The organism is Cognatundibacterium aquatile (assembly GCF_014699135.1).
GTDB lineage: Bacteria > Pseudomonadota > Gammaproteobacteria > Burkholderiales > Burkholderiaceae_D > Undibacterium > Undibacterium aquatile.
Genome location: NZ_JACOFT010000005.1, coordinates 173,933 through 195,576, shown reverse-complemented (window position 1 = coordinate 195,576; position 21,644 = coordinate 173,933). Strand labels below are relative to the sequence as shown.

The 21,644-nt window shown below is 51.4% G+C and carries 23 protein-coding genes; 13 read left to right on the top strand and 10 right to left on the bottom strand.

The window, feature by feature from the left end; all coding sequences use genetic code 11:
* Positions 1-31 precede the first annotated feature (31 nt).
* From H8K26_RS14185 to H8K26_RS14160, 6 genes are read left to right on the top strand one after another with little or no spacing between them, the layout of a single operon-like run.
* The gene (locus H8K26_RS14185) at positions 32-859 is read left to right on the top strand and encodes a DUF1365 domain-containing protein (RefSeq protein ID WP_190480428.1); all 828 of its coding nucleotides are present in this window, start codon (positions 32-34) and stop codon (positions 857-859) included.
* Positions 856-2,100, top strand: coding sequence for an SAM-dependent methyltransferase (locus tag H8K26_RS14180; RefSeq protein ID WP_190480425.1), 1,245 nt, complete (start codon positions 856-858; stop codon positions 2,098-2,100). The genes H8K26_RS14185 and H8K26_RS14180 overlap by 4 nt, the downstream gene beginning before the upstream one ends.
* Complete coding sequence (locus H8K26_RS14175) at positions 2,097-2,663, top strand: chalcone isomerase family protein (RefSeq protein WP_190480423.1); 567 nt, start codon at positions 2,097-2,099, stop codon at positions 2,661-2,663. The genes H8K26_RS14180 and H8K26_RS14175 overlap by 4 nt, the downstream gene beginning before the upstream one ends.
* A 25-nt stretch (positions 2,664-2,688) precedes the next feature.
* Complete coding sequence (locus tag H8K26_RS14170) at positions 2,689-3,246, top strand: DUF3833 domain-containing protein (RefSeq protein WP_190480421.1); 558 nt, start codon at positions 2,689-2,691, stop codon at positions 3,244-3,246.
* The gene (locus H8K26_RS14165; protein ID WP_190480419.1) at positions 3,243-4,010 is read left to right on the top strand and encodes an SDR family NAD(P)-dependent oxidoreductase; all 768 of its coding nucleotides are present in this window, start codon (positions 3,243-3,245) and stop codon (positions 4,008-4,010) included. The genes H8K26_RS14170 and H8K26_RS14165 overlap by 4 nt, the downstream gene beginning before the upstream one ends.
* Positions 4,011-4,451 carry a nuclear transport factor 2 family protein gene (locus H8K26_RS14160; protein ID WP_190480417.1) on the top strand — a complete coding sequence of 147 codons (441 nt, stop codon included), beginning with the start codon at positions 4,011-4,013 and terminating at the stop codon, positions 4,449-4,451.
* A 53-nt stretch (positions 4,452-4,504) separates the two neighbouring features.
* Here H8K26_RS14160 and H8K26_RS14155 read toward each other — a convergent pair whose 3' ends face one another.
* Together H8K26_RS14155 and H8K26_RS14150 are read right to left on the bottom strand one after the other, a co-directional pair.
* On the bottom strand, positions 4,505-4,951 hold the full coding sequence (locus tag H8K26_RS14155; protein WP_190480415.1) for a nuclear transport factor 2 family protein: 447 nt from the start codon (positions 4,949-4,951) through the stop codon (positions 4,505-4,507).
* Positions 4,952-4,974: 23 nt separating this feature from the next.
* Complete coding sequence (locus H8K26_RS14150) at positions 4,975-6,990, bottom strand: NADPH-dependent 2,4-dienoyl-CoA reductase (protein WP_190480414.1); 2,016 nt, start codon at positions 6,988-6,990, stop codon at positions 4,975-4,977.
* A gap of 149 nt (positions 6,991-7,139) precedes the next feature.
* Between H8K26_RS14150 and H8K26_RS14145 the strand changes: the two genes are divergently transcribed.
* Both H8K26_RS14145 and H8K26_RS14140 read left to right on the top strand, forming a co-directional pair.
* Positions 7,140-7,697, top strand: a complete 558-nt coding sequence (locus tag H8K26_RS14145; RefSeq protein ID WP_190480413.1) for a PadR family transcriptional regulator — start codon at positions 7,140-7,142, stop codon at positions 7,695-7,697.
* A gap of 127 nt (positions 7,698-7,824) precedes the next feature.
* Positions 7,825-8,694: a hypothetical protein gene (locus tag H8K26_RS14140; RefSeq protein ID WP_190480411.1), complete on the top strand. Its 870-nt coding sequence runs from the start codon at positions 7,825-7,827 to the stop codon at positions 8,692-8,694.
* A 125-nt stretch (positions 8,695-8,819) separates the two neighbouring features.
* Here the strand turns inward: H8K26_RS14140 and H8K26_RS14135 are convergent, their stop codons facing one another.
* From H8K26_RS14135 to H8K26_RS14125, 3 genes are all read right to left on the bottom strand, one after another.
* A complete protein-coding gene (locus H8K26_RS14135; RefSeq protein WP_190480410.1) occupies positions 8,820-9,509 on the bottom strand; it encodes a VIT1/CCC1 transporter family protein in 690 nt (229 codons plus the stop codon).
* A gap of 48 nt (positions 9,510-9,557) precedes the next feature.
* Positions 9,558-10,424, bottom strand: a complete 867-nt coding sequence (locus H8K26_RS14130) for a PhaM family polyhydroxyalkanoate granule multifunctional regulatory protein (protein WP_190480408.1) — start codon at positions 10,422-10,424, stop codon at positions 9,558-9,560.
* 72 nt (positions 10,425-10,496) lie between these two features.
* Complete coding sequence (locus H8K26_RS14125; RefSeq protein WP_190480406.1) at positions 10,497-11,768, bottom strand: branched-chain amino acid ABC transporter substrate-binding protein; 1,272 nt, start codon at positions 11,766-11,768, stop codon at positions 10,497-10,499.
* Positions 11,769-11,880: 112 nt separating this feature from the next.
* On the opposite strand from H8K26_RS14125, the gene H8K26_RS14120 reads away from it, so the two are divergent.
* Together H8K26_RS14120 and H8K26_RS14115 are read left to right on the top strand one after the other, a co-directional pair.
* Positions 11,881-13,050 (top strand): DUF3108 domain-containing protein, encoded by a 1,170-nt coding sequence (locus tag H8K26_RS14120; RefSeq protein WP_190480404.1) that lies wholly within the window; start codon positions 11,881-11,883, stop codon positions 13,048-13,050.
* Between the two features lies 1 nt (position 13,051).
* On the top strand, positions 13,052-13,807 hold the full coding sequence (locus H8K26_RS14115; protein WP_190480403.1) for a DUF3108 domain-containing protein: 756 nt from the start codon (positions 13,052-13,054) through the stop codon (positions 13,805-13,807).
* 160 nt (positions 13,808-13,967) lie between these two features.
* Here the strand turns inward: H8K26_RS14115 and H8K26_RS14110 are convergent, their stop codons facing one another.
* Entirely contained in the window at positions 13,968-15,266 is a 1,299-nt protein-coding gene (locus H8K26_RS14110) for a lipopolysaccharide biosynthesis protein (protein WP_190480400.1), read from the bottom strand.
* Between the two features lie 103 nt (positions 15,267-15,369).
* On the opposite strand from H8K26_RS14110, the gene queC reads away from it, so the two are divergent.
* The 3 genes from queC to H8K26_RS14095 all read left to right on the top strand — a co-directional run bounded on the left by queC (position 15,370) and on the right by H8K26_RS14095 (position 18,357).
* Positions 15,370-16,089, top strand: a complete 720-nt coding sequence (gene queC / locus H8K26_RS14105) for a 7-cyano-7-deazaguanine synthase QueC (RefSeq protein WP_190480398.1) — start codon at positions 15,370-15,372, stop codon at positions 16,087-16,089.
* Positions 16,090-16,184: 95 nt separating this feature from the next.
* A complete protein-coding gene (locus H8K26_RS14100; protein ID WP_186884423.1) occupies positions 16,185-16,928 on the top strand; it encodes a metallophosphoesterase family protein in 744 nt (247 codons plus the stop codon).
* Between the two features lies 1 nt (position 16,929).
* Positions 16,930-18,357: a bifunctional serine/threonine-protein kinase/universal stress protein gene (locus H8K26_RS14095; protein WP_186884422.1), complete on the top strand. Its 1,428-nt coding sequence runs from the start codon at positions 16,930-16,932 to the stop codon at positions 18,355-18,357.
* Positions 18,358-18,398: 41 nt separating this feature from the next.
* Here H8K26_RS14095 and H8K26_RS14090 read toward each other — a convergent pair whose 3' ends face one another.
* From H8K26_RS14090 to H8K26_RS14075, 4 genes are all read right to left on the bottom strand, one after another.
* On the bottom strand, positions 18,399-19,592 hold the full coding sequence (locus tag H8K26_RS14090) for an ABC transporter substrate-binding protein (protein ID WP_186884421.1): 1,194 nt from the start codon (positions 19,590-19,592) through the stop codon (positions 18,399-18,401).
* An 856-nt stretch (positions 19,593-20,448) separates the two neighbouring features.
* Positions 20,449-20,805, bottom strand: a complete 357-nt coding sequence (locus H8K26_RS14085) for a hypothetical protein (protein WP_190480396.1) — start codon at positions 20,803-20,805, stop codon at positions 20,449-20,451.
* Positions 20,802-21,056: a hypothetical protein gene (locus H8K26_RS14080; protein WP_190480394.1), complete on the bottom strand. Its 255-nt coding sequence runs from the start codon at positions 21,054-21,056 to the stop codon at positions 20,802-20,804. Before H8K26_RS14080 ends, H8K26_RS14085 begins: the two co-directional genes overlap by 4 nt.
* A 52-nt stretch (positions 21,057-21,108) precedes the next feature.
* Positions 21,109-21,408, bottom strand: a complete 300-nt coding sequence (locus H8K26_RS14075) for a hypothetical protein (protein ID WP_190480392.1) — start codon at positions 21,406-21,408, stop codon at positions 21,109-21,111.
* Positions 21,409-21,644 lie beyond the last annotated feature (236 nt).

The following is a 21,644-nucleotide window of genomic DNA, read 5'->3' as shown; positions in this document are numbered from 1 at the left end:
CACCGATCGCTTTATCTCAGCCCAATAAACGATGACACAAACAGATAACGCTACACTGAAACAGCAGACCGCATCACCGACGATACGTCTGTGTACCGGTGAGGTCATGCATAAACGCCTGCGCCCGGCAAAAAATGCGTTTCGCTACGGCGTCTTTTTTATCCGTGTACCTGTACGTGTGCTGACGTCACAAACCTTGCCGGTGCATGCCCGCTTTTTTTCACACAATCGTTTTAATCTGCTGTCATTTTTCGACAAAGATCATGGCGATGCTCAACAGCCGCTCAGCAACTGGCTCGATGCGATATTGCACGAGCACGGCATCAACGATGCTGATGGCGAAATCTGGCTGCAATGTTTTCCACGCGTGCTTGGCTATGTGTTTAATCCTGTGTCTTTCTGGTTTTGCCACCGCCGCAATGGCAGCCTCAGAGCGATTGTCTGTGAGGTTCGCAATACCTTTGGTGAAAAGCATATCTATTTACTGGAGCAAGGCGACACGCTGCTCAACGGGCAGGAATTGCATGCAAAAAAAATCTTTCACGTTTCGCCTTTCTGTGCAGTAGAGGGCAATTACCGCTTCCGTTTTTTACAGACGCAGCAGCACGATGCGCAACACAACATACGTCACATTGCCCGAATTGATTATGACGATCGTCAGGGGCCGGTGCTGATCACCAGCGTCTCTGGTGAGGAGCAGGCAATGACCGATCAACAGATCGTCAAAGTGATGTTGCGCTACCCGCTGATGACTTTCGGTGTCGTTGCCCGCATCCATCTGCAAGCATTGCGCCTGTGGTTAAAACGAGTTCCATTTTTTTCCAAACCAACTCCACCATCGCAAGAGGTTAGCCGATGAGCACTTTGCATCCTACTTTGTCGCCTGACAACAGCCAGACAAAACAACTGGACACCACGCAGTTTCCTGCCGAAGCCCGCTTTGTTATTGGCTTACTGAACCGGCTGGAGCACGGTAGTCTGAGCATACAGTTTCCGGATGGGCAGATCGCGCGCTTTGGCCGTGCTGATGACGGCAACCGCCACGTGATGCTGGAAATGAATAACTGGCAGCTCTGCCGCGCAGTACTGAAATCCGGCGACATCGGTTTTGCCGAAAGCTATATTGCCGGTCACTGGACAAGCACACATCTGGCGGGACTGATAGAACTGATAACGCGTAACCGCGCGCAACTCGAATCCGTCATCTACGGCACCTGGTGGGGTAATCTTTTGTACCGCATCAAACATCTGCTGAACCGGAACTCGAAAGCGGGCAGTAAAAAAAATATTCATGCCCACTACGATATCGGTAACGACTTTTATCGTCTGTGGCTGGACCCTTCCATGACCTATTCCAGCGCCATCTTTTCCTCGGATCAGGTGGAAAGTCTGCACGATGCGCAACAGATGAAATACCGCCGCATCCTGCAACAACTGAATCTGCCTACGCAAGCCAAAGTGCTGGAAATCGGCTGTGGCTGGGGTGGTTTCGCTGAGATGGCAACACGCGATGCACAAGCCCATGTGACAGGATTGACGCTATCGACCGAACAATTACATTTTGCCCGCGAACGCCTGCAACGCGCCGGTCTGCATGCACGCAGCGATCTGCAGATACAGGATTACCGCGATGCCCATGGTGACTACGATGCCATCGCTTCGATAGAAATGTTTGAAGCAGTCGGGGAAGAATACTGGCCCGGCTATTTCGCCTGTCTGCAACGTAATCTGAAACAAGGCGGGCGAGCCTGCATACAAAGCATCACGATTGCGGATGAATTATTTGAGCGTTATCGCAAAGGCACCGATTTTATTCAGCAATATATTTTTCCCGGCGGCATGTTGCCGTCGATAGAAAAGTTTCACCAGCTGGCAGAGCAACACGGCTTACAGGTGATTGATACTTTTACCTTTGGCCTCGACTACGCACGCACTTTACTGGAGTGGCGTAAAGCATTTATGGAAAAACTGTCGGAAGTCAGGGCACAGGGATTCGACGATGAATTTTTACGCACCTGGGAATTTTATCTCGCGTATTGCGAAGCCGGATTCCGCGCCGGAAATATCGATGTGGCGCAATTTACCTTGGTCAAAAAATGATAACCGTTGCCGCACACCGTTATCTGTCTACTCTCTTGCTGAGCATCTGCAGTCTGGCCTGTAGTGTTAAGGCTGCGGCAAATGAGGCACCGCCGCCGATACGTGATGAGATACCGCATGCAGTGTTGCAGGGAACCGGCACCTACCGCTGGTTCGGGCTGGCAATTTATGACGCTGCGCTTTGGATGTCGACAGGAAGTCCATCCGACATGCGGCAACGTTTCGCGCTGGATCTGACCTACGCCAGAAATCTCTATGGCAGCAAAATCGCCGAAGCCAGCATCGATGAAATCGGCAAACTGAAACTCGGCACAACGGAAAAACGGCAGCAATGGCTGCTGCAGATGAAGGGAATTTTTCCGGATGTCAAAGAAGGCAGCCGGATTACCGGTATTCATATTCCGAATGAAGCGGCGCGTTTTTATCTGAACGGCAAACTTCTCGGTGAAATTCGCGACCCGGAATTTGCACACTCTTTTTTTGCGATCTGGTTAGACAAAAAAACCTCTGCGCCTGATTTACGCAACAAGTTGCTGGGCAATTCGGAAAAAACCTATCAATGACTGAATGTCTCCGCTGAAAGACACTATGAAACTACATCACGTATTTAAAAATATTGTCGTACTGGCTGCCAGTCTGTTGCTGGCATCCTGCGCCAGCACTTATGACCCGGCTCTTTATGCGAAGGAAAAGCCGCAGCTCGTATTGCAGCAATACTTTAATGGCACGCTCGACGCGTGGGGTATGTTTCAGGACCGTTCCGGCAAGATAGTCAAACGCTTCACCGTCGTCATGCGTTGCCAATGGAATGGCGATACCGGCACGCTGGATGAAGACTTTACTTACTCTGACGGCACTAAACAAAAACGTATCTGGACCTTGAAACAGACTGCGCCTGACCGCTTTACGGGTACTGCCCCGGACGTGATCGGAGAAGCGCAGGGCATCGTTTCCGGTAACACTCTGCATTGGAATTATGTGTTGGCACTTCCTGTTGATGGCACTGTGTATCACGTTGATTTTGACGATGTGATGGTGCTGATGGATGAAAAGGTCATGCTGAACCGTGCGATCATGCGCAAATTTGGCGTTGATCTCGGCAGTGTCACCTTGTCATTCACAAAACGCGATGGACAGACAAAATGAATCCACGCATACGCGACTGGCAAGGAAAGCGTGTCTGGGTCATCGGCGCATCAACCGGGATAGGCGCCGAAGTAGCACGGCTGCTACTGACCAAAGGCGCGACAGTCGCTCTCTCTGCCCGTAACAGGGAGCAACTGCAACACATCGCACTAGCCTACCCGAAAGCATTGCCCTTGCCACTGGATATGACAGCTCTCGTCAGTTTACAAACAGCGCATACGCAGTTGCTCGCAGAGTGGCAACAGCTTGATCTGGTTTTAGTGGTCGCCGGCGCCTACAATGAAATGCGGGCAGACAGTTTTAATCTCGCCGACGCCAATCACGTGCTCGACGTCAATGTGCGTGGGGTGTATCAGTGCCTGGAGGTAATACTGCCCACCTTGTTAAAACAGGGTGCGGGCGGTATCGGCATCGTCGGTTCGGTTGCTGGCTATTCCGGTTTGCCAAAAGCACTGGCGTACGGACCAAGTAAGGCGGCGATCATTAATCTGTGCGAATCACTGTATGTGGATCTGCATCCGAAAAACATTGGGGTGTATATGATTAATCCCGGCTTTGTCGCCACGCCGATGACGGCAAACAACGATTTTGATATGCCGGCCTTAATGACAGCACCGGCTGCAGCGCAAGCATTGGTGCGGGGTCTGGAGCAAGGGGAATTTCATATTCATTTCCCTAAACGTTTTACCAACTGGCTGCGACTGGCACGTTTACTGCCTTATCGCGGTTATTTTTATCTTGTACATAAAGTGACAGGACTATAAATGAGCCCTCAGGAACATCAGGCCAGTCTGGATAAACTGGTGAGTTTTTTTGAAACCATCAGCCTCAACGGGGTCGATGATATTGGCCGGATTTATACCGAAGATGCTTATTTCAAAGACCCGTTTAATGAAGTGCGTGGCACAAATAATATCAAACGAATTTTTCTGCATATGTTTGAGCAGGTGGATCAACCGCGTTTTCTGGTCACCTCTACCGTACTGCAAGGTGACAATGCATTTTTATGCTGGGATTTCCTGTTCACGATGAAGCGTTTCAGCAGGGAAGAACAATGCATACGCGGTGCGACCCACATCTGCTTTGCCACCGATGGACGCGTCACCATGCACAGAGATTATTGGGATGCCGCCGAGGAACTGTACGAAAAGCTCCCGGTGCTCGGAGGTCTGATGCGTTTTTTAAAGCGGGCCGCGAACAAGTAAGCGCATACCGAATATGCGGCAATACCTGCCGCAGTATCCGGTATTTGTCAGAATCACTCTGCCGCTTTAGCAGTTTTAGCAGCTTTATAAGCAGGTAAATATTGTGCCAGTCTGGCGCCCATTTCCTGACCCAGCGCCTGTAAACCACTCATCGGTCTGACCATCACTTCAAAATCCCGTATCTTGCCGGTATCGTCAAAAGCAATCATGTCAATCCCCTTGAGCTGTTTGTCGCCGACTCTGGCACTGAATTCAAGCACCACATTGAGCCCATCGTCTGACACGAATTCGCGGTGATAAGTAAAATCCTGAAATACCTGTATCACCGTGCCCAGGATCAGCACGACCGCCTGCGCGCTGGCGTACGGCTGATGCGCCATCGGTGAGCGAAATACAGCTTCGGGATGAACGATCTCCGCCAGCCCGTTAAGATCACGTGCAGCAATCATTTGATGCCAGCGCTGTAAAGATGCCGCTGCTTGTGGGTGCAGTTGATTCATCAATGTCTCCTCCCTTTTTTTTATCAGATCGTTGCTGCCAGGCGTGTACCCTGATTAATCGCCCGTTTGGCATCCAGTTCGGCAGCGACATCAGCGCCACCGATCAGATGCACGGTTTTTCCTGCTGCTTCCAAAGCCGCCTGCAAATCACGGCGCGGCTCCTGACCTGCACACAGAATGACGTTATCGACCGGCAAAGTTTTTTGCTGACCATCGACCGTCACATGCAAGCCTGCATCATCAATCTTGTCGTAAGTAACACCGGCAAACATATGCACACCGCGGTTCTTCAGCCCGGTACGATGTATCCAGCCTGTGGTTTTACCCAGTCCGTCGCCCACTTTAGAGACCTTACGCTGTAACAAGAAAATTTGTCGTGCCGGCTTTTCAATATCTGCTTCTGCCAAACCGCCCACGGTCTGATAGCTGGTATCCACACCCCATTCCGCAAAGAATTTTTTCGGGTCCAGACTAGGGCTGGTGCCGCTATGACTCAGGTATTCCGCTACGTCAAAACCTATGCCTCCGGCGCCGATAATTGCCACGCTCTTACCAACGGTTTTCTTGTCCCGCAGCACGTCGAGGTAACTCAATACTTTTGGATGAGTCACGCCTTCAATTTCCGGCGTCCGTGGTGTGATGCCCGTTGCCAGCACGATCTCATCAAAGGAACTCAATTCATCGGCAGTGACCAGCGTATTCAGACGGAGTTTGACGCCGGTCAGCGTGATCTGCTTCGCAAAGTAACGCAGGGTTTCATAAAACTCTTCTTTGCCCGGCACTTGTTTCGCAATATTGAATTGCCCACCGATCTCGGCCCCCGCATCAAATAAGGTGACGTCATGCCCGCGGCTGGCGGCGGTCGTCGCAAAACTCAGACCGGCTGGTCCGGCACCGACAACAGCAATACGCTTGGCCTTGTCCAGCGTTGCATTGACGAGCTCGGTTTCATGACACGCACGCGGATTCACCAGACAAGACGTAATCTTGCCGCCGAAAGTGTGATCCAGACAGGCCTGATTACAACCGATGCAGGTATTAATCTCGTCGGCCTTGCCTTGCTCTGCCTTGCGCATGAACAGTGGGTCTGCCAATAAAGGACGCGCCATCGAGACCATGTCGCAGAAATCATCCGCCAGCAATTGCTCAGCCACATCCGGAGTATTGATACGGTTAGTCGCCACCAACGGAATACTCACATGACCTTTGAGTTTCTGCGTTACCCAGGCATAGGCCGCACGCGGCACCTTAGTTGCAATCGTCGGGATACGTGCTTCATGCCAGCCTATGCCGGTATTGATGATGGTCGCTCCTGCGGCCTCAATTGCTTTGGCAAGTTGAATGACTTCGTCCAGCGTGGAGCCGCCTTCGACCAGATCGAGCATGGAAAGGCGATAGATGATGATGAAATTGCTGCCGACTTTTTCGCGGATACGGCGCACGATTTCGACCGGAAAACGGATGCGGTTTTCATACGCCCCGCCCCATTCGTCATCGCGCTGGTTCGTGCGGGCAGCGATGAACTCGTTGATCAGATAGCCTTCCGAGCCCATCACCTCGACACCGTCATAGCCTGCAGATTGCGCCAGACCAGCGCAGCGGACGAAGTCATCTATCGTCTGAGCGACTTCCTCGGTCGTCAACGCATGTGGCGTGAACGGGTTGATCGGCGCTTTGATCGCGCTTGGTGCGACCAGCGTCGGCTGATACGAATAACGTCCGAAATGCAGAATCTGCATCGCAATTTTGCCACCTTCACGATGCACGGCATCGGTCACGATGCGGTGATGCGCCGCTTCTGCTTCGGTCGTCAGCATCGCGCCGCCATGCATAGGGCGCGCACGCTCATTCGGCGCGATACCGCCAGTCACGATCAGCGCAACGCCACCACGCGCACGTTCTGCATAGAAGGCAGCCATGCGTTCAAAACCATTGTCCACCTCTTCCAGGCCAACGTGCATGGAACCCATTAACAGACGATTTGGCAAAGTGGTAAAACCCAGATCAAGCGGTTTGCTCAGGTGAGGATAGAAAGACATGGCGTTTCCTTATTGGAGAAAAACAGTATCAGTCGCATGGAGCAGACGATACGAGGGATAGCGAGAGAATAACGAAACAACTTTATATATGCAACTGGTTGCATATAAAATGTCGCCAACCAAGCTCGAATAATTACTCTAGTACTGTTATGTCCCTGCCCCACGCCTTATTGACCTCCCTGATCGAAAAACCCTGTTCCGGTTATGAACTGGCACGCCGCTTTGATAAATCCATCGGTTATTTCTGGCATGCGACGCATCAGCAGATTTATCGTGAACTCGCACGTATGGAGGAAAACGGCTGGGTCAGCTCGAGTGAGGTCGAAGGTGGCCGCGCGGGTAAAAAGCGATTCGAGGTATTGCCAGCAGGACGTGCAGAATTGCAGCGCTGGGCCGCCGAAAGCGCCGCCCCACTGCGTCTGCGCGATGAATTGATGCTGAAACTGCGGGCTGAAGCTGCCATTGGTCCGCTGGGAATCAGCGAGGAACTGGAAAAACGCTTGCATCTGCATGAACAGGAGTTGGCCAATTATCGGACAATCGAAGAGCGTGACTTTAACGCGCCATCACTGTCGCGCGAAAACGAAATTCACTATCTGATTCTGAAAGCCGGAATCGCCTACGAAGAGGGGCGCATACAATGGACCAAAGAAGCATTGGCCGTGATCCACAAGCTAGATAACAATTCACAAACATCCTCCCGATGACCGAATCCGCTTGAATAGCCCTGCCATCTTGGATATTACCCGTTACAATACGGGCTTACCATGTTGTCAATGGGGCAGACCTGACCTGCTCATCATGAAATGTCAGCCGATTTTTTCAAGGACGTCTATGAAACCAGTTAGCAAAAACAGTCTGCTCATGATCACTATGATCGCCGCTCTCAGCGCGTGTGGTGGCGACGATACCAGCAAGACATCAGGCTCAACAACAGGAACCACGAGCGCTGGATTGACCGAAGCACTGACGGTATTCGCTGAAAGCTGGACTGGTACGCAAATGCTGGCAAACTTTCACGACATGGCTGTCATCGCTGGCAACAACGGCAGTTGCGGCGGTGGCGGTAGTGTTTCGTATCTCACCAGTCTGACAACGATGAACAACTGCATCCGCAGGTTTCCGGCGGACAACGGCTACCTGGGTGGGCTAACCGGTATCCCGGTTCAAGTCGGCAGCATCAAATCAGCGACACTGCAAAATAATGGTGATATCACTGTAAAAGATGGCAGCAGCATAGGCACAACACGCTATACGATTAACACCATCAATTTCAGCGCGACCGACGACACATCGACTACGGGCAAGGAAATGACTCAGGTGATGAATGGCACCCTGGGTATCTCCCTGACAACGGGCTCAAGCTTCAGCGTGGGGTCGGTTTCCAGCATCAGCACCAATAGCGGTAGCAGCCTGAGTACGACCAGCGGCTTTACTTATACCCGTAATCATGGCAACGCCAATCGGGTTGTCACATCCAGCAATCTCGTCGTCAATGCTGACTCAACCAATATGAGTCAGCGTCCTGCCAGCGGACAATACACGGTGGCTGTCGGTACGGCAGGTTCGACATGCGTCAATGTTGGCGTGCAATTCGTTTCAACCACACAGGTCAAACTCACCTGCAGTAACACGTCGGAAAGCCGTGTGATTAACTGGACTGATACAGATGTGAAAACAGCACTGGCACAGGCTCTTAGCTGATACGATTTTTCAGTATAAAAAAAGCCCGGCGTGACCGGGCTTTTTGCGGATGTCATTTTGCATACTGACACACTGATCCGCAGTCACAAGAATTCAAGACAGCTACGGAAAGACGGCAGACAGCCTCAGGCCGCAACGCCAAACAAGGTACCGACGCCGGCCGTCAGCGCCATCGCCAGCGCTCCCCAGAAGGTAACGCGGGCAGCCGCCACCGTCACCGAGGCACCACCGGCATACGCCGCAACCGACCCCAGTAAAGCAAGAAACAGCAGCGCACTGATCGCGACCGACCACATCAGCCAATGGACGGGAAACAAGAAAACCACCAGCAAAGGTAAAACCGCACCGATTGCAAACGTGGCTGCCGATGACAGAGCCGCCTGCACAGGCCTTGCCGCCAATGCATCGGAAATCCCAAGCTCATCGCGTCCATGCGCACCGAGTGCATCGTGTGTCATCAGTTGTGTCGCCACCGCAGCCGCCAGTTCTGCATCGAGGCCACGGGCAATGTAAATATCCCGCAATTCTTCATGCTCATGCGCAGGATCTGCCGCCAGCTCTTTGCGCTCACGTTCAAGATCCGCCGTTTCGGTATCCGCCTGCGAGCTGACCGATACGTATTCCCCCGCTGCCATCGACATTGCACCTGCCACCAGCGCAGCCACTCCCGCAATCAGAATATCTTTGGAAGCCGCTCCGGCTGCTGCCACACCGAGTACCAGACTGGCCGTAGATACAATACCGTCGTTCGCCCCGAGCACAGCGGCACGCAGCCAGCCTATGCGGTGCGTTTTGTGTCGTTCTATATGTCGCATGAGGTCACTTTACGTTGAATTTTCGGGGCAAAAGACACAGAGGATTTATTATTTTTGCGGCGTTTTTGTAGTTGTTTTGGCTGCTGTTTTTGTGGCCGTTTTTGGCGTACTTTTGCTTGCGGTCTTGCTGCTTACTCCGGTTTTATTTTTTGATTTGGTAGCGGCAGAGGCACTCGCTTTCGCTGTTGATTTTGCCGCTGTTTTTGCTGAAGCTGTCGCAGATTTTCCTGGGCGGGCATTCGTTTTTGGCTTTGTCGCATCCGCTTTACTCAGTGTTTCTTTTGCCAGACCATCTCCTTCCATTGCCTGGCTGACCGCTTGCTTGAATTGATTTTGCAGCAGATTCCACCAGGCTGCCGGGTTCGCAAACGGTGCGCTGGCATCATTGCCAGAGGAGGAATTTACCGTTTTCTCTGCAGTCTCCGCTGTTTGCTGCGGGATACTTTCCGGCTCAGGCTCAGGCTCAGGCTCAGGTGCTGGCGCAGGTGCAGACTCCTGCTCTGGCGCTGGTGCAGGCGCCGATGCCGGTGGCATAGGCCAGCTGGTATGATCAGACGCGTTAGACGAACCGGGTTTCGGAATATCCGTCTGCGCCGCACTGGCTTGTGCATTGGCTTGCGCACTTGCCTGCTGCATGTGCTGGGCAAAATTTTCACCCAGTGATTGCAATGTCGCAATCGTTGCACGCTGGACTTCGAGCGCCTGTATCGTGCCGCGCAACATGTTCATATTCACATTCAGCCACGATTCTACGGTTTTCAGATCCTGAATTTTTTTATCCAGTTCATCAACCGACATCGGCGGTGCGACCATGCCCGGAACATTCATACTGCCCCAGAGTTTTTTGATAAATCCGAGCGGATCACCCATAGAATTCATGCCGGGAATATCAGAACCAGAAAAAGGATTGCTCATCGGTGTACTCCTTATGTAGGCGCCGTCTGCACGCCATGATGACACTGCATGTGAAGACTGAATAGTGTTCTGCTAACGTCTCTCCATCTTGCATGAGCTGGGTAATGCAGTCAATCCGGATTCAAAGAATCGCTCGGTTTTAAAACCGTAACCGCTGCCTTCATTGTCAAAACGCGTTCCGGCATCGCCTTTTTTCTGCATGACGGATACGTACAAAGGCTGCAATAACTGATGATCTTCCGCGCGCATCAGTGCCTGGTGAAAACCATTGCTGAAACTCGCATTTTCCAGCGCCCGTGCTACCGCTGCTGCTTCGGTAGTTTTTGCCTTTTCTATCGCGCTGGCCAGCATTTCCACCATCAGTTGCATACGCAGATGGACATAATCATCCTTTGCCAAAGGATAGCGCTTACGGAATGCCTGATAGAAATCGTCGCTCGCTTTGCCGCCCACATTCGGATGCCATTCGGCGACCGCACGCACCCGCCCGATACCCGCATCACCGATCGCGGCCGGCGCGCCCAAGCCATTCGCATAGAAAGTGTAAAACTTGATGTTCATCCCGGCTTCTTTGACCGCTTTTACCAGCAAAGTCAGATCATTGCCCCAGTTGCCAGTGATCACGGTATCCGCGCCGCTGGCTTTGATTTTTGCGGCATACGGCGCGAAATCCTTGACCTTGCCTATCGGATGCAGATCTTCGCCGACGATGCTGATATCCGGTCGTTTGCGCGCCAGCATCGTGCGTGCGGACTTACCGACCTGACGCCCAAAACTATAATCCTGCCCGATCAGATACACTTTTTTGGCGCGGCTATCGTCTTTAATGACCTCGGTCAGCACGTTCATACGCATATCCGCATGCGCATCAAAACGGAAATGCCAGAAACTGCACTTTTCATTCGTCAGCACCGGGTCCACCGCTGAATAATTCAGAAACAATACGCGGTGATCAGGCATGCGCTGGTTATGTTTGTTGATCGCATCGATCAGCGCCGCAGCGACAGCAGAACTGTTGCCCTGCACCACGAAAGGAATTTTCTGGTCAGTCACCTGCCGTAACAAGGTCAGGGATTCTTCCACACCCTGCTTGTTATCAAACACGCTCAGACTCAGCGCATGCTGGCCATCCGGCAAACGGACACCACCGCGCGCATTGATGTTGTCGATCGCAATTTGCAAATTACGCTGCACCGCTTCGCCGGCATTCGTGAACGCTGCGCTCATACCATCGATCATCGCAATGCGTATCGGTGGCAAAGGTTCTTTAGACGTTACGGCAAACGATGTGGAAAACGGCAGGCTCAGGAATGCTGCAATTGTGATGCGCAGAAAAAAAGTCATAACCAGAAATAAATAATCAAAAGTGATACTGAGGCAAAGACCTGCATTCTACGCCGTATAAAATTCCTGCAATGTCATCGCAGCTAAACCTGCAAGCGTTTACACTGTCGCCATGAATCGCATTACCCTTTCCACTTTACCTGCCCGCTTCCGCTCTCGCGCCCTGATCTTCATAGGCATGGCGATCGCTTTTCACCTATTTTTATGGCATTTACTGTCGGGAAGCCTTGTTACCGAAAAGCCAGCGGCGACACCGGCAACCACCAGCATAGAAGTTCAGTTAAAAGAAGCCCCGGCTACCATCGCGCACGCTGTTCAAGCTCCCCAAAAAGTAAAGCCAAAACCACAGGCACGCAGAAAGACAGCAACACCGGCGACCACAGCAGCCAGGTCGGATCAAACACTGAACGACACGCCGCCCACGGCCACAAGCGATGCGGAAACTCCACCAACAACACCCGTAGCCGAACCCGCGCCAAATCAGGAGCTTGCATCTCCGGCACAAGAGATATCTGCGCCGGAACCAGTGCCGGCAACAGCCGCAGCGTCGGCAGCCAGCACCAATAATGCGGATAATCCGGTGACCGAATTAGCTGGGCTGAAAATCACCGCACCGCCATCCGGCAAAATGCATATGAAAGTCGTGCGTATTTCGCCGAACATGAACCCGGTATATGGCCTCGGTGAAATCAGCTGGCAAGCGCAGGACGGGCAATATCAGATGCAGGTGCAGGCATCGTTGGATTTGCTGTTCACCAGCCTGAATTTGTACAAACTGCAAAGCGAAGGCAATCTGTCCGCAAATGGAATACAACCTAAGCGTATGAGCGAAACGCGGCGCGGGCGCAGCGAAACGGCCACGCATTTTGATTACGATGCCAACCAGCTGAGCTTTTCATCATCGAATAAAAACACCGAGCTGAGCAAAGGCGCGCAAGACCGGGCGACAATCTTTATGCAACTGGCCGGATTAGGGATCGCCTCGCCGGAACAGTTTCAACCCGGCAGACAAATTTCGGTGCAGGTTGCCGAGGATCGTGACGCGAACCAATTCATCTTTGTCGTCATCGGCCAGGAAGAAATCGATACGGCGCTCGGCAAAATCATGACCTGGCATGTCAAGCGTCCGCCGCGCACAGGACTGTATAACTCCACGCTGGAACTCTGGTTCGCACCTGCGTATCAGTGGTATCCGGTACAAATTCGTAATACTGAAACGAACGGCGCCGTCACGACGCAGACGGTCAGTAAAATTCAGCTTCAATCCACTTCTGGAAAATGATATGTCCCACCCTTTTTCTCTTCGTCTGATCGCCGCTGTACTTACCAGCGCTGCTCTTAGCACTACGCTGGCAAACGCAGGCACAACGGAACATTTCAATAAAATGGCCTTTAATCTGCCGCCGGCGGCCGAGCTTTCATACACCATCAAGGCAAAGCAAAGCGGCATTCCGCTGGGTGGTGCGGCGACCGTCAAATGGGAAGTCAGCGACAAAAAATACAGCATCGTGACAGAAACGCGCGCGATGCTGGTCGGCAAAATCCTCGATGCCAGCAGTCAGGGTCATATCAGTGATTACGGTCTGGCACCGGAAAAATTTGTCGAAAAACGCTTTCGCAAACCTGAGACCGTCACCAGCTTCGAGCACGATAGCAAAACCCTGCGCTTTACCGCCTCGGATGAAACCTACACGCTGAAAGGTGGCGAACAAGACAGAACCAGCGCCACCTGGCAACTGATTGCGTATGCGCGTGCCGCTGGTGATAAGTTCAAACCGGGCAGCGAATGGAAAATGTTTGTCGCCGGACGGCGCGATGCCGAACCCTGGAGTTTCAAAGTGCTGGCAAGTGAAAAAACCAGCACGCCTCTGGGTGAGTTCGCGACGATCCATATCAGTAAAGCTCCGCCGCCGGATTCTAAAGATCAGGCGCTCGATATCTGGCTTGCACCTGCCCTGGATTGGTATCCGGTACGTCTGAAATTCAGCGATGCGGATGGCGACTATGTTGATCAGATCATAGAAAGCGTGAAGAAATAACGATGAGTGTGGCCGGAATGATGGAATATGGCGCGCATCGCTGCACCAATACCGAAAAATGAATGACCGCTGGAACCCCGCGTATTTATTGAGTCTCCAGCCGGTCAAAAAATGCTTCAGAATGCAGTCCACACCGATGAAGCAGTCGTAACATCGCTGTTCAGGCGGGTGATTGCGGTTGAGGGCGTTTCTGTAAAGCGGGCAAAATATATTTCCAGACCACCACCGTTTCGAACACTTCGACAGCGATCAGCGCAAAGATTGCACCGGCAGCGCCCCAATACGGAATCGCCTGATAGGTAATCAGCACCACCAGTATCAAGGTGACCGTTCCAAGAAAAAACATAGAGCGGAAAGCGCCGCCGCTCATCAGCCATGACGTTCCTATCGTGCGTACAGAATTGATTGCGAAATAGCCGCCCCAAAGCATAATCAAAGGTCCGAGGCCGCTGTATTTGCTGCCGATCACATATGCTTCCAACCACGGCAAAGTCAGTAACATCGCGCCCACATACGCAAACACAACGAGTTCAATGCCTAAGATAGAAACGATGGTCAGCTTGCGCAGACCGCTCCAGTTATGTTCTGCCATCAGACGACTCGCTTCTGGTCGTGCGACCCGGGACCAGGCTGCCACTGCCAGCGGAATTGGCATCAGCAGCAAACGCGACGCATTCAGGTCGGCAATCGCCGCCAGCCCCAGCCATGCACCGGAAAGATAGACGTAACTGTAATTTGACAGCCAGCCAACGATAACCCCCAGCACCGCCCAGCGACCATGGCCGCGTATGGTTTCCTGATGTTCATGCAGAATATCAGCGTCTTCCGCATCAACCTGACGGACCTGCGTTGCCGTGCGATCCATGATGCGATGACGACCAAATAACGCACACAGAAATGAAGCAGATGCCAGCACGATGAAAACATGGGCAACATCGATCACTTCAAATAAATACAAACTGAGCATCCCTGCTAACACCGCCGCGACGTACACCAGATCCTGCCGCAATACGCTATGAATATCGGATTGTATAAAGCCGACAGTGCGACCGTATTCGCGCAGGCCATTGCCGATCACATAGAGGCCGAACGCGGCCGCCATTAACCAGTTTTTATTACTATGATGCGTGGCGGCTGGGACAAATTCGACGATCAGAAACGCCGCTACGCCCATCGCCACCGTCCAGAAGATCTGCCGCTGCCAGTAACGGCGCAACAATAGCTTGCGAGTATTTTCATGCACCGCACTGGCGACCGTTGTCAGCGGCCCGGCTATCCATGAATCAACGATCAGGCCCGCCAGCAGCCCGCCAGCATATAACTGACCATACAGACCATAATCGTCTTTATCTACCAAGCGGATCAGCAAAGCGCCGATGCAGAAGTTCAGGGCACTCAGCATGCCCTGATCGATGACGGACAAAAACGAGGAGGATAGAAATTTTTTAGGAAAACTCATGGGCTTGCGATAACATTCATCTCACACGAACCTTACCATCATGACAGAATGAAGTACAAAGGGTTTCTCCCTACTTCATCCATCCTTATTTTTAGTTTGCAAAATGAATAAATTTAGTAATAGCGACCGTGCGCTGGTGTTGTTCAGCGGCGGGCAGGACTCTACCACTTGTCTCGCATGGGCATTGTCGCGTTATGCCCACGTGGAAACCATCGGTTTCGATTATGGCCAGCGCCATGCGATCGAGTTAACGGTACGTCCGACCTTATTGGAGAAAATCCGCAGTTTCTCGCCAGAATGGCAAACGCGGCTTGGCGAAGATCACATGATAGATCTGTCACTGATTTCGCAATTATCCCATACGGCAATGACGGAAAATATTGCCATAGAAATGCAGGCTAACGGCTTGCCGAATACCTTCGTACCGGGGCGCAATCTGATGTTCATGATGGTGGCTGCCACGCTCGCCTATCGCCGCGATTTGAATGTATTGGTGGGGGGCATGTGTGAAACCGATTTTTCCGGTTATCCGGATTGTCGCGACGACACCATGAAAGCCTTGCAAGTCGCGCTGAATCTGGGCATGGCAACCCGCCTCAAACTGGAAACACCACTGATGTGGATAGATAAAGCGCAAACCTGGGAACTTGCGGGACAGCTCGGCGGTACAAGCCTGATTGATCTGATCCGTGCCGATACCCACACCTGCTATCTCGGCGAACGCGGTCAATTGCACGACTGGGGTCATGGTTGCGGTACCTGCCCTGCCTGCGAATTGCGCGCACGCGGCTATCATCAATATCAGGCATCATTACCCAAATAAGCTTAAAAATAAGCTTGTAAGCTGGCCGTTAGCCAGCTAACTTAAAATGATATCCGCAAGACAGATAAAACTAATTATATAAATGGAAGAGACCTATGCTGCTCGCGCTGATGACCGACCTGCATGCGAACCGCGAAGCATTTGCCGCATGTCTGGCACATGCAGAACAACAAAACGTAACGCGCTACGCTTTCCTTGGTGACCTGATAGGCTACGGTGCTGATCCTGCCTGGGTTGTACAAACCGTGATGGAGTATGTCGGCAAAGGCGCTTACGTTCTGATGGGTAACCACGACGTCGCGATTCTGCAGGAAGATAAACAAGGCATGAATCCGACCGCGCGTCAGGCGATTGAATGGACGCGTGCTCAGTTGAATCCGGCACAAATCGATTTTATTGCAAAGCTGCCCTACCGGATTGAATTACAGGATCTGCTGTTAGTCCACGCCAATGCCTGGGCGCCGGAAAAATGGGAATACATCGACGGCGTGATGGAAGCCATGCGCAGCATGCATGCCTCGAAAGCAGCTATCACCTTTTGCGGGCACATGCATGTGCCAACGCTGTATCACATGACGATGACCGGAAAAACCGGGGAGTTTCTGCCAACGCCGGAAAATGGCATACCGCTGAGCAAGCAGCGGCGCTGGCTGGTCATTCCCGGTTCTGTCGGCCAGCCGCGTGATGGCAACCCTGCGGCGTGCTACGCGACCTTCGATACCGAGACGCTGGAGCTGACCTATTACCGCGTTCCTTACGATCACGAAACCGCTTCTGCAAAAATTCTGCGCGCGGGTCTGCCAGCCGCACTGGCATCCCGCCTTCTGACGGGAAATTAAGATGAGCCCGCACAGCCTGCAGGCCGGGATGGAATTTGATGGCTACCGCTTAGAAGAAAAATTACATACCGGCGGGATGGCCGCACTCTGGCGCGTCACCGATTTACGCCAGCGTCATGTCGGCAAACCTGGGCTGGAAGACGGTGTGCCGCCATTGATCATGAAAGTACCACTGCTGTATTCCTCTGACGACCCGACCGCCATTGTCGCGTTTGAAGTCGAACAGATGATCATGCCTAAGCTCAAAGGCGTACACGTGCCGCGTTTTTTCGGCTCTGGTGATTTTGATGCGCAGCCGTATATCGTGATGGAACAGATAGCCGGAGAATCCTTACGCAGTCGTTTCGCACAAGCGCCGTTACCGATCAGCGAAGTTGTCACTATCGGCATTAAAGTCGCGAATGCTTTACAGGATTTACACCGGCAGAATGTGATTCATCTGGATATTAAACCAAGCAACATCATGTTCCGCGATGGGGTCGCGGTGCTGATCGATTTTGGTTTATCACGCCATGATCGCTTGCCTGATCTGCTGGATGAAGAGTTTCGCCTGCCTATGGGCACAGGGCCGTATATCTCACCGGAACAAGTGCTGGGTGTGCGCAATGAACCCCGCAGCGACTTATTTTCACTCGGGGTTTTACTTTACCATCTGGCGACTGGCGAACGGCCTTTCGGTCATCCGACCTCCGTTTCAGGTTTAAAGAAACGCTTATACCGCGACCCGATTCCACCACGCAGCCATCGCCCGGATATCCCAGCCTGGCTGCAAGAAATTATTCTGCGTTGCCTGGAAGTAGAACCGGCGGCGCGCTTTGACACGGCGTCACAGTTAGCGTTTTTGCTGCAGTATCCGGAACAACTGACGCTGACCGGGCGTGCAGAAAAAGCGCAACAGGATGGCTATCTGTCTGTGATCAAACGCCGTCTGAAAGCCTCAGGCATAGAGCCAGTCTTGCAACACAGTATTTCGGAACAATTAGCGAAGGCGCCGATCATTGTCGCCGCACTTGATCTGACGCGCGGCTCTGAAGCACTGGCAGAAAACCTGAGAAATATCACACGGCGGATGCTGCAGACCGAACCCGGTGCAAGGCTGGCCTGCCTGACCATACGCAAAACCAGCCGCATAGGAATGGACGACAGCCTGATCAAACAGGGCGAAAACATCCACGTCAAACAACTGGTCGATCTCAAACACTGGGCCAGACCGTTGAATATCAGCGCGGACAAAATCACGTTTCACGTGATTGAAGCGCCGGACCCGGCAGGTGCGATTATCGAATATGCGCACAACAACGATGTCGATCACATCATCATTGGCTCGCGCGGCACTTCAGCGTTAAGACGCTATCTGGGCAGCGTATCCGCGCAGGTGGTGGCAGAGGCAGCCTGTACTGTAACGGTCGTTAAAACGACCGAAAAATAAGCTGCCTGCTGCCTTTGCAGAAAAGTCAGGTGCTTTCTGAATTATTTAGTACGCACAATCAGGCCGCTGCTGGCATCCTCTTTATACGCGTAGGAAACTTTGCCCTTACGAATCTCGCCCATGACGACCATCGATTGCGTGATCGCTTCATGATCTGCTTTCGTGTAAGGCTTTTTATAGCGTGTCACGACCGTCGAGGTAGCTTCGTATTTCATATCTTCCAACGCATCTTTGATCTTTTCAGATTCGGTCGAGTTCGCCTGCATGATCGCCAGACTCAACAAACGCAGGGCATCATAAGTCTGCGCCGCTGCTACCGCCGAAGGAATAATTTTGGCATTATTTAAACGCAGATAAGATAAAGAAAAACTGCTGCTGCGGGTGGAATCACTCTCGATAAATGTCACTGGCATACGCGCACCTTCTGCATTGCCACCGGCAGTATCAGCAAAACTCTTTTGCGACAGAATCCAGCTGCCGACCAATGGCAGATTCACTTTTGCCTTGCTCATGCTGTTCGCGGCTGCTGCGGCCTCCGAAGACAGGCAATACAAGATAATGACCTGCGCGCCAGCCTGCTTCGCCTGCGTCATCTGGCTGGTCATATCCTGTTCACCGATTTTCACACTCTGCACGCTGACTGGTGCCAGCTTACGTTTTTGCAGCTCAGCAACCAGATTATCTTTACCGAACTGACCGTAAGGCGTGTCGTCATGCAGAATCGCAATCTGCGTCAGCTTACGTTTGTCGACCACATCATGCAGCATCGCAACGGGTTGAATACTGTCGCTGGCCGATAAACGGAACACATAACTGTGCGGAACCGCTGGCGGCATGAATTTGCTTAAGCCAGCTCCTGTGGCAACGCTGACGATCAGAGGAATTTTCGCGTCCTGAAATACTTTCGCCGCCTGCAGCGCAACACCCGTATTCGCAAAACCAACCACCGCTACGACTTTTTCTTTTTCTATCAGTTCTTTTGCCATCGCCACACCCAGCTCTGGCTTGGCCTGATCATCGCGTTCAACGAGTTCGATTTTGCGCCCGAGTACGCCGCCAATCTGATTCAGATCAGCCTGAAATACACGCGCGCCACCGCGCATGCTTTCCCCCATATCGGTTGATGATTTGCCGGTGAACGGGCCAATAACCCCGATCCGGATCGGCGGCTCCTCCGCGTATGCTGCGCCGCACAGGCACAATACAAGACTACTCAGTAGCGAACGAATGCGCATTTTTATCTCCAATTTTATTAAACACCCCGGCATGTTGACACCGCAAATAGCAGGGCAGATTTTCTCGTGCTGAGAACGTAACCGTGCACCATATAGTTGTCAATTGGAAATATAAATTAAAAAACAAAGTGCCTTCTTGATTTCCAACATAAATCAATCGCATAAAATTTCCGCAATGCAATACGTATCAATACGTATGCCTGAGTAAAGGTTGGCAGACTACCCAGAATTAGTTTGCGATACAGGCATTTTTGTCAGTGCAAAATAATTACTTAAGTGTTGTAATTTCACACGCTACTGTCGCCTGATTCTCGTTACGACCAGGCAATAGGACTAGCGGCTTTTAATATTCTGGCGAACGGTATTTCGGTATATCTGCTCTACCACCAGTATGTTCTTCTTTGGAACATGAGCCTGGCAGAAGAACTATGGTTATGCGCGGTTCGTGTTTTCGGGGGGATATAAATTTCGGCACTCACATTACGCAATTCAAACACTATGAAGCGGATGAGGCGGATGAGGCGCAGCCGTCATTGGATATCTTCAGGAAGATTATTGTGGCCTTCAGCTTATCGACTGACTGGTCGATTTTTGAGGAAGGGGAGCGGGAGCCGCGAGATGAACTGAAGTTGAACAAGCTAACATCCTTTTAAACTACCTTGTCGTTTCTTCTTTAGCCTCTAAAGAAGAACCTTAAAAACTAAAAGCATCACCGAAAGCCCGGCATTTGCTATGGGTGTTGGGGGTGGCTTTTTTTTTCTTAAAATAAGCGAGAACCGCAGAGATTTCTTTACGGATGATTTGTGTTCAACTGCCCCCCTAAGTACCGTTTCCATGCGACTCAATTTATTGTGTTTTACGCTCCTCCGGCCTTTACGAGGACTCTCCACTTGCAAACTCTTTTTAAAGGACTAAAAAAAGTGGGGGACCATACCAACTCATCATATCCCCACGACTCAATATCCTCACTAGCAAAAGTAGGCTCTATCCAGTAACCATGACCAATGTCAGCAGCCTCACCTTTTACAACACCTTCACTATCAACTTTTATAAATAATATACGGGTATCTTTTAAGCGAATTTGTACTGCTTGACCATTTTTTTTAAATTGATCTAACTGATATTGGGTACGCTTTTTCCCATCTTTAAATAGCCGCGTTTTTAAGATACTCCATATAGATGAAGGGATTCTTAATGGTGAATTATTGCTCATAAAAACAATATCCATCCTTTAGCCCAAGGAGCCGTTCTATCAATAACCGACTTAGAAATTTGCGTATTTCCACCGGGGAGAACGTATCCTCCCGTTTTCGTGAATACCTTTTGCGGAGCGGTTGTTCCTTTAAAATAAAAACCCTGAGTGATCACCACTTCATACAACTGAGTAGCTTCATTACCCCAGTTTGGATGAAATGCATTATTTTGAATTACACTTTGTGGGCTGACAGGCAGCTGAAAAGACATCTATTCTCCTTTCTCTAATCCTCATGCTTCCGTGTTGTGAGCTCGATAATCGTTATTTCGCCATTCGCACAACTTCCAAGACTTTGCCGTCTTTGTCGAAATATTCAATCAACAAACTTGTCGCCAGCTCCTTCTGGACTAGCTTGCCTGCATTATCAACTTGAGAAACCCTGATTTCCGCGACGGGAACCATAATTGTTCTTTCCACGTCTTTGCAGGTGCGCAGCTGAGGTTTGTATCTAACGTCATCAGGCAGGCTTTCAAAGCGTTCAGTTTTCCGCTCTTTAGAAACCTTATCGACAATTACAACCGTTGGACTAGCATGAGATGGCTCATAACACATTGCATCCATTTTCTTCCCTAAATATCTAACCTACTTATTACGTGGAGCCACAGACGCATGCAAATTATCAAGGATGCCATATCTGGCCTGGAAGAATTACCGCGCCACCGGTTCGTACTTTGGAGTTCCCTTACTCATTCGATACCTCACCAAAGCTTCAAAGAAATCCGCTGTTACTATTGCGCTTGCATAGGCGGAAGGATATTGTGCATCTAAGGTCATTGCGGCAGTTCAAGCTTATTTAA

Bases quoted from the DNA above. Each gene is read 5' to 3' on its own strand.
- H8K26_RS14185 (WP_190480428.1), top strand. From the start codon at position 32: ATGACACAAACAGATAACGCTACACTGAAACAGCAGACCGCATCACCG.
- H8K26_RS14120 (WP_190480404.1), top strand. From the start codon at position 11,881: ATGAATCGCATTACCCTTTCCACTTTACCTGCCCGCTTCCGCTCTCGC.
- H8K26_RS14145 (WP_190480413.1), top strand. From the start codon at position 7,140: ATGTCCCTGCCCCACGCCTTATTGACCTCCCTGATCGAAAAACCCTGT.
- H8K26_RS14165 (WP_190480419.1), top strand. From the start codon at position 3,243: ATGAATCCACGCATACGCGACTGGCAAGGAAAGCGTGTCTGGGTCATC.
- H8K26_RS14140 (WP_190480411.1), top strand. From the start codon at position 7,825: ATGAAACCAGTTAGCAAAAACAGTCTGCTCATGATCACTATGATCGCC.
- H8K26_RS14160 (WP_190480417.1), top strand. From the start codon at position 4,011: ATGAGCCCTCAGGAACATCAGGCCAGTCTGGATAAACTGGTGAGTTTT.
- queC (WP_190480398.1), top strand. From the start codon at position 15,370: ATGAATAAATTTAGTAATAGCGACCGTGCGCTGGTGTTGTTCAGCGGC.
- H8K26_RS14130 (WP_190480408.1), bottom strand. From the start codon at position 10,424: ATGAGCAATCCTTTTTCTGGTTCTGATATTCCCGGCATGAATTCTATG.
- H8K26_RS14135 (WP_190480410.1), bottom strand. From the start codon at position 9,509: ATGCGACATATAGAACGACACAAAACGCACCGCATAGGCTGGCTGCGT.
- H8K26_RS14090 (WP_186884421.1), bottom strand. From the start codon at position 19,592: ATGCGCATTCGTTCGCTACTGAGTAGTCTTGTATTGTGCCTGTGCGGC.
- H8K26_RS14100 (WP_186884423.1), top strand. From the start codon at position 16,185: ATGCTGCTCGCGCTGATGACCGACCTGCATGCGAACCGCGAAGCATTT.
- H8K26_RS14180 (WP_190480425.1), top strand. From the start codon at position 856: ATGAGCACTTTGCATCCTACTTTGTCGCCTGACAACAGCCAGACAAAA.
- H8K26_RS14080 (WP_190480394.1), bottom strand. From the start codon at position 21,056: ATGTCTTTTCAGCTGCCTGTCAGCCCACAAAGTGTAATTCAAAATAAT.
- H8K26_RS14150 (WP_190480414.1), bottom strand. From the start codon at position 6,990: ATGTCTTTCTATCCTCACCTGAGCAAACCGCTTGATCTGGGTTTTACC.
- H8K26_RS14110 (WP_190480400.1), bottom strand. From the start codon at position 15,266: ATGAGTTTTCCTAAAAAATTTCTATCCTCCTCGTTTTTGTCCGTCATC.
- H8K26_RS14125 (WP_190480406.1), bottom strand. From the start codon at position 11,768: ATGACTTTTTTTCTGCGCATCACAATTGCAGCATTCCTGAGCCTGCCG.
- H8K26_RS14175 (WP_190480423.1), top strand. From the start codon at position 2,097: ATGATAACCGTTGCCGCACACCGTTATCTGTCTACTCTCTTGCTGAGC.
- H8K26_RS14115 (WP_190480403.1), top strand. From the start codon at position 13,052: ATGTCCCACCCTTTTTCTCTTCGTCTGATCGCCGCTGTACTTACCAGC.
- H8K26_RS14085 (WP_190480396.1), bottom strand. From the start codon at position 20,805: ATGAGCAATAATTCACCATTAAGAATCCCTTCATCTATATGGAGTATC.
- H8K26_RS14155 (WP_190480415.1), bottom strand. From the start codon at position 4,951: ATGAATCAACTGCACCCACAAGCAGCGGCATCTTTACAGCGCTGGCAT.
- H8K26_RS14095 (WP_186884422.1), top strand. From the start codon at position 16,930: ATGAGCCCGCACAGCCTGCAGGCCGGGATGGAATTTGATGGCTACCGC.
- H8K26_RS14170 (WP_190480421.1), top strand. From the start codon at position 2,689: ATGAAACTACATCACGTATTTAAAAATATTGTCGTACTGGCTGCCAGT.
- H8K26_RS14075 (WP_190480392.1), bottom strand. From the start codon at position 21,408: ATGGATGCAATGTGTTATGAGCCATCTCATGCTAGTCCAACGGTTGTA.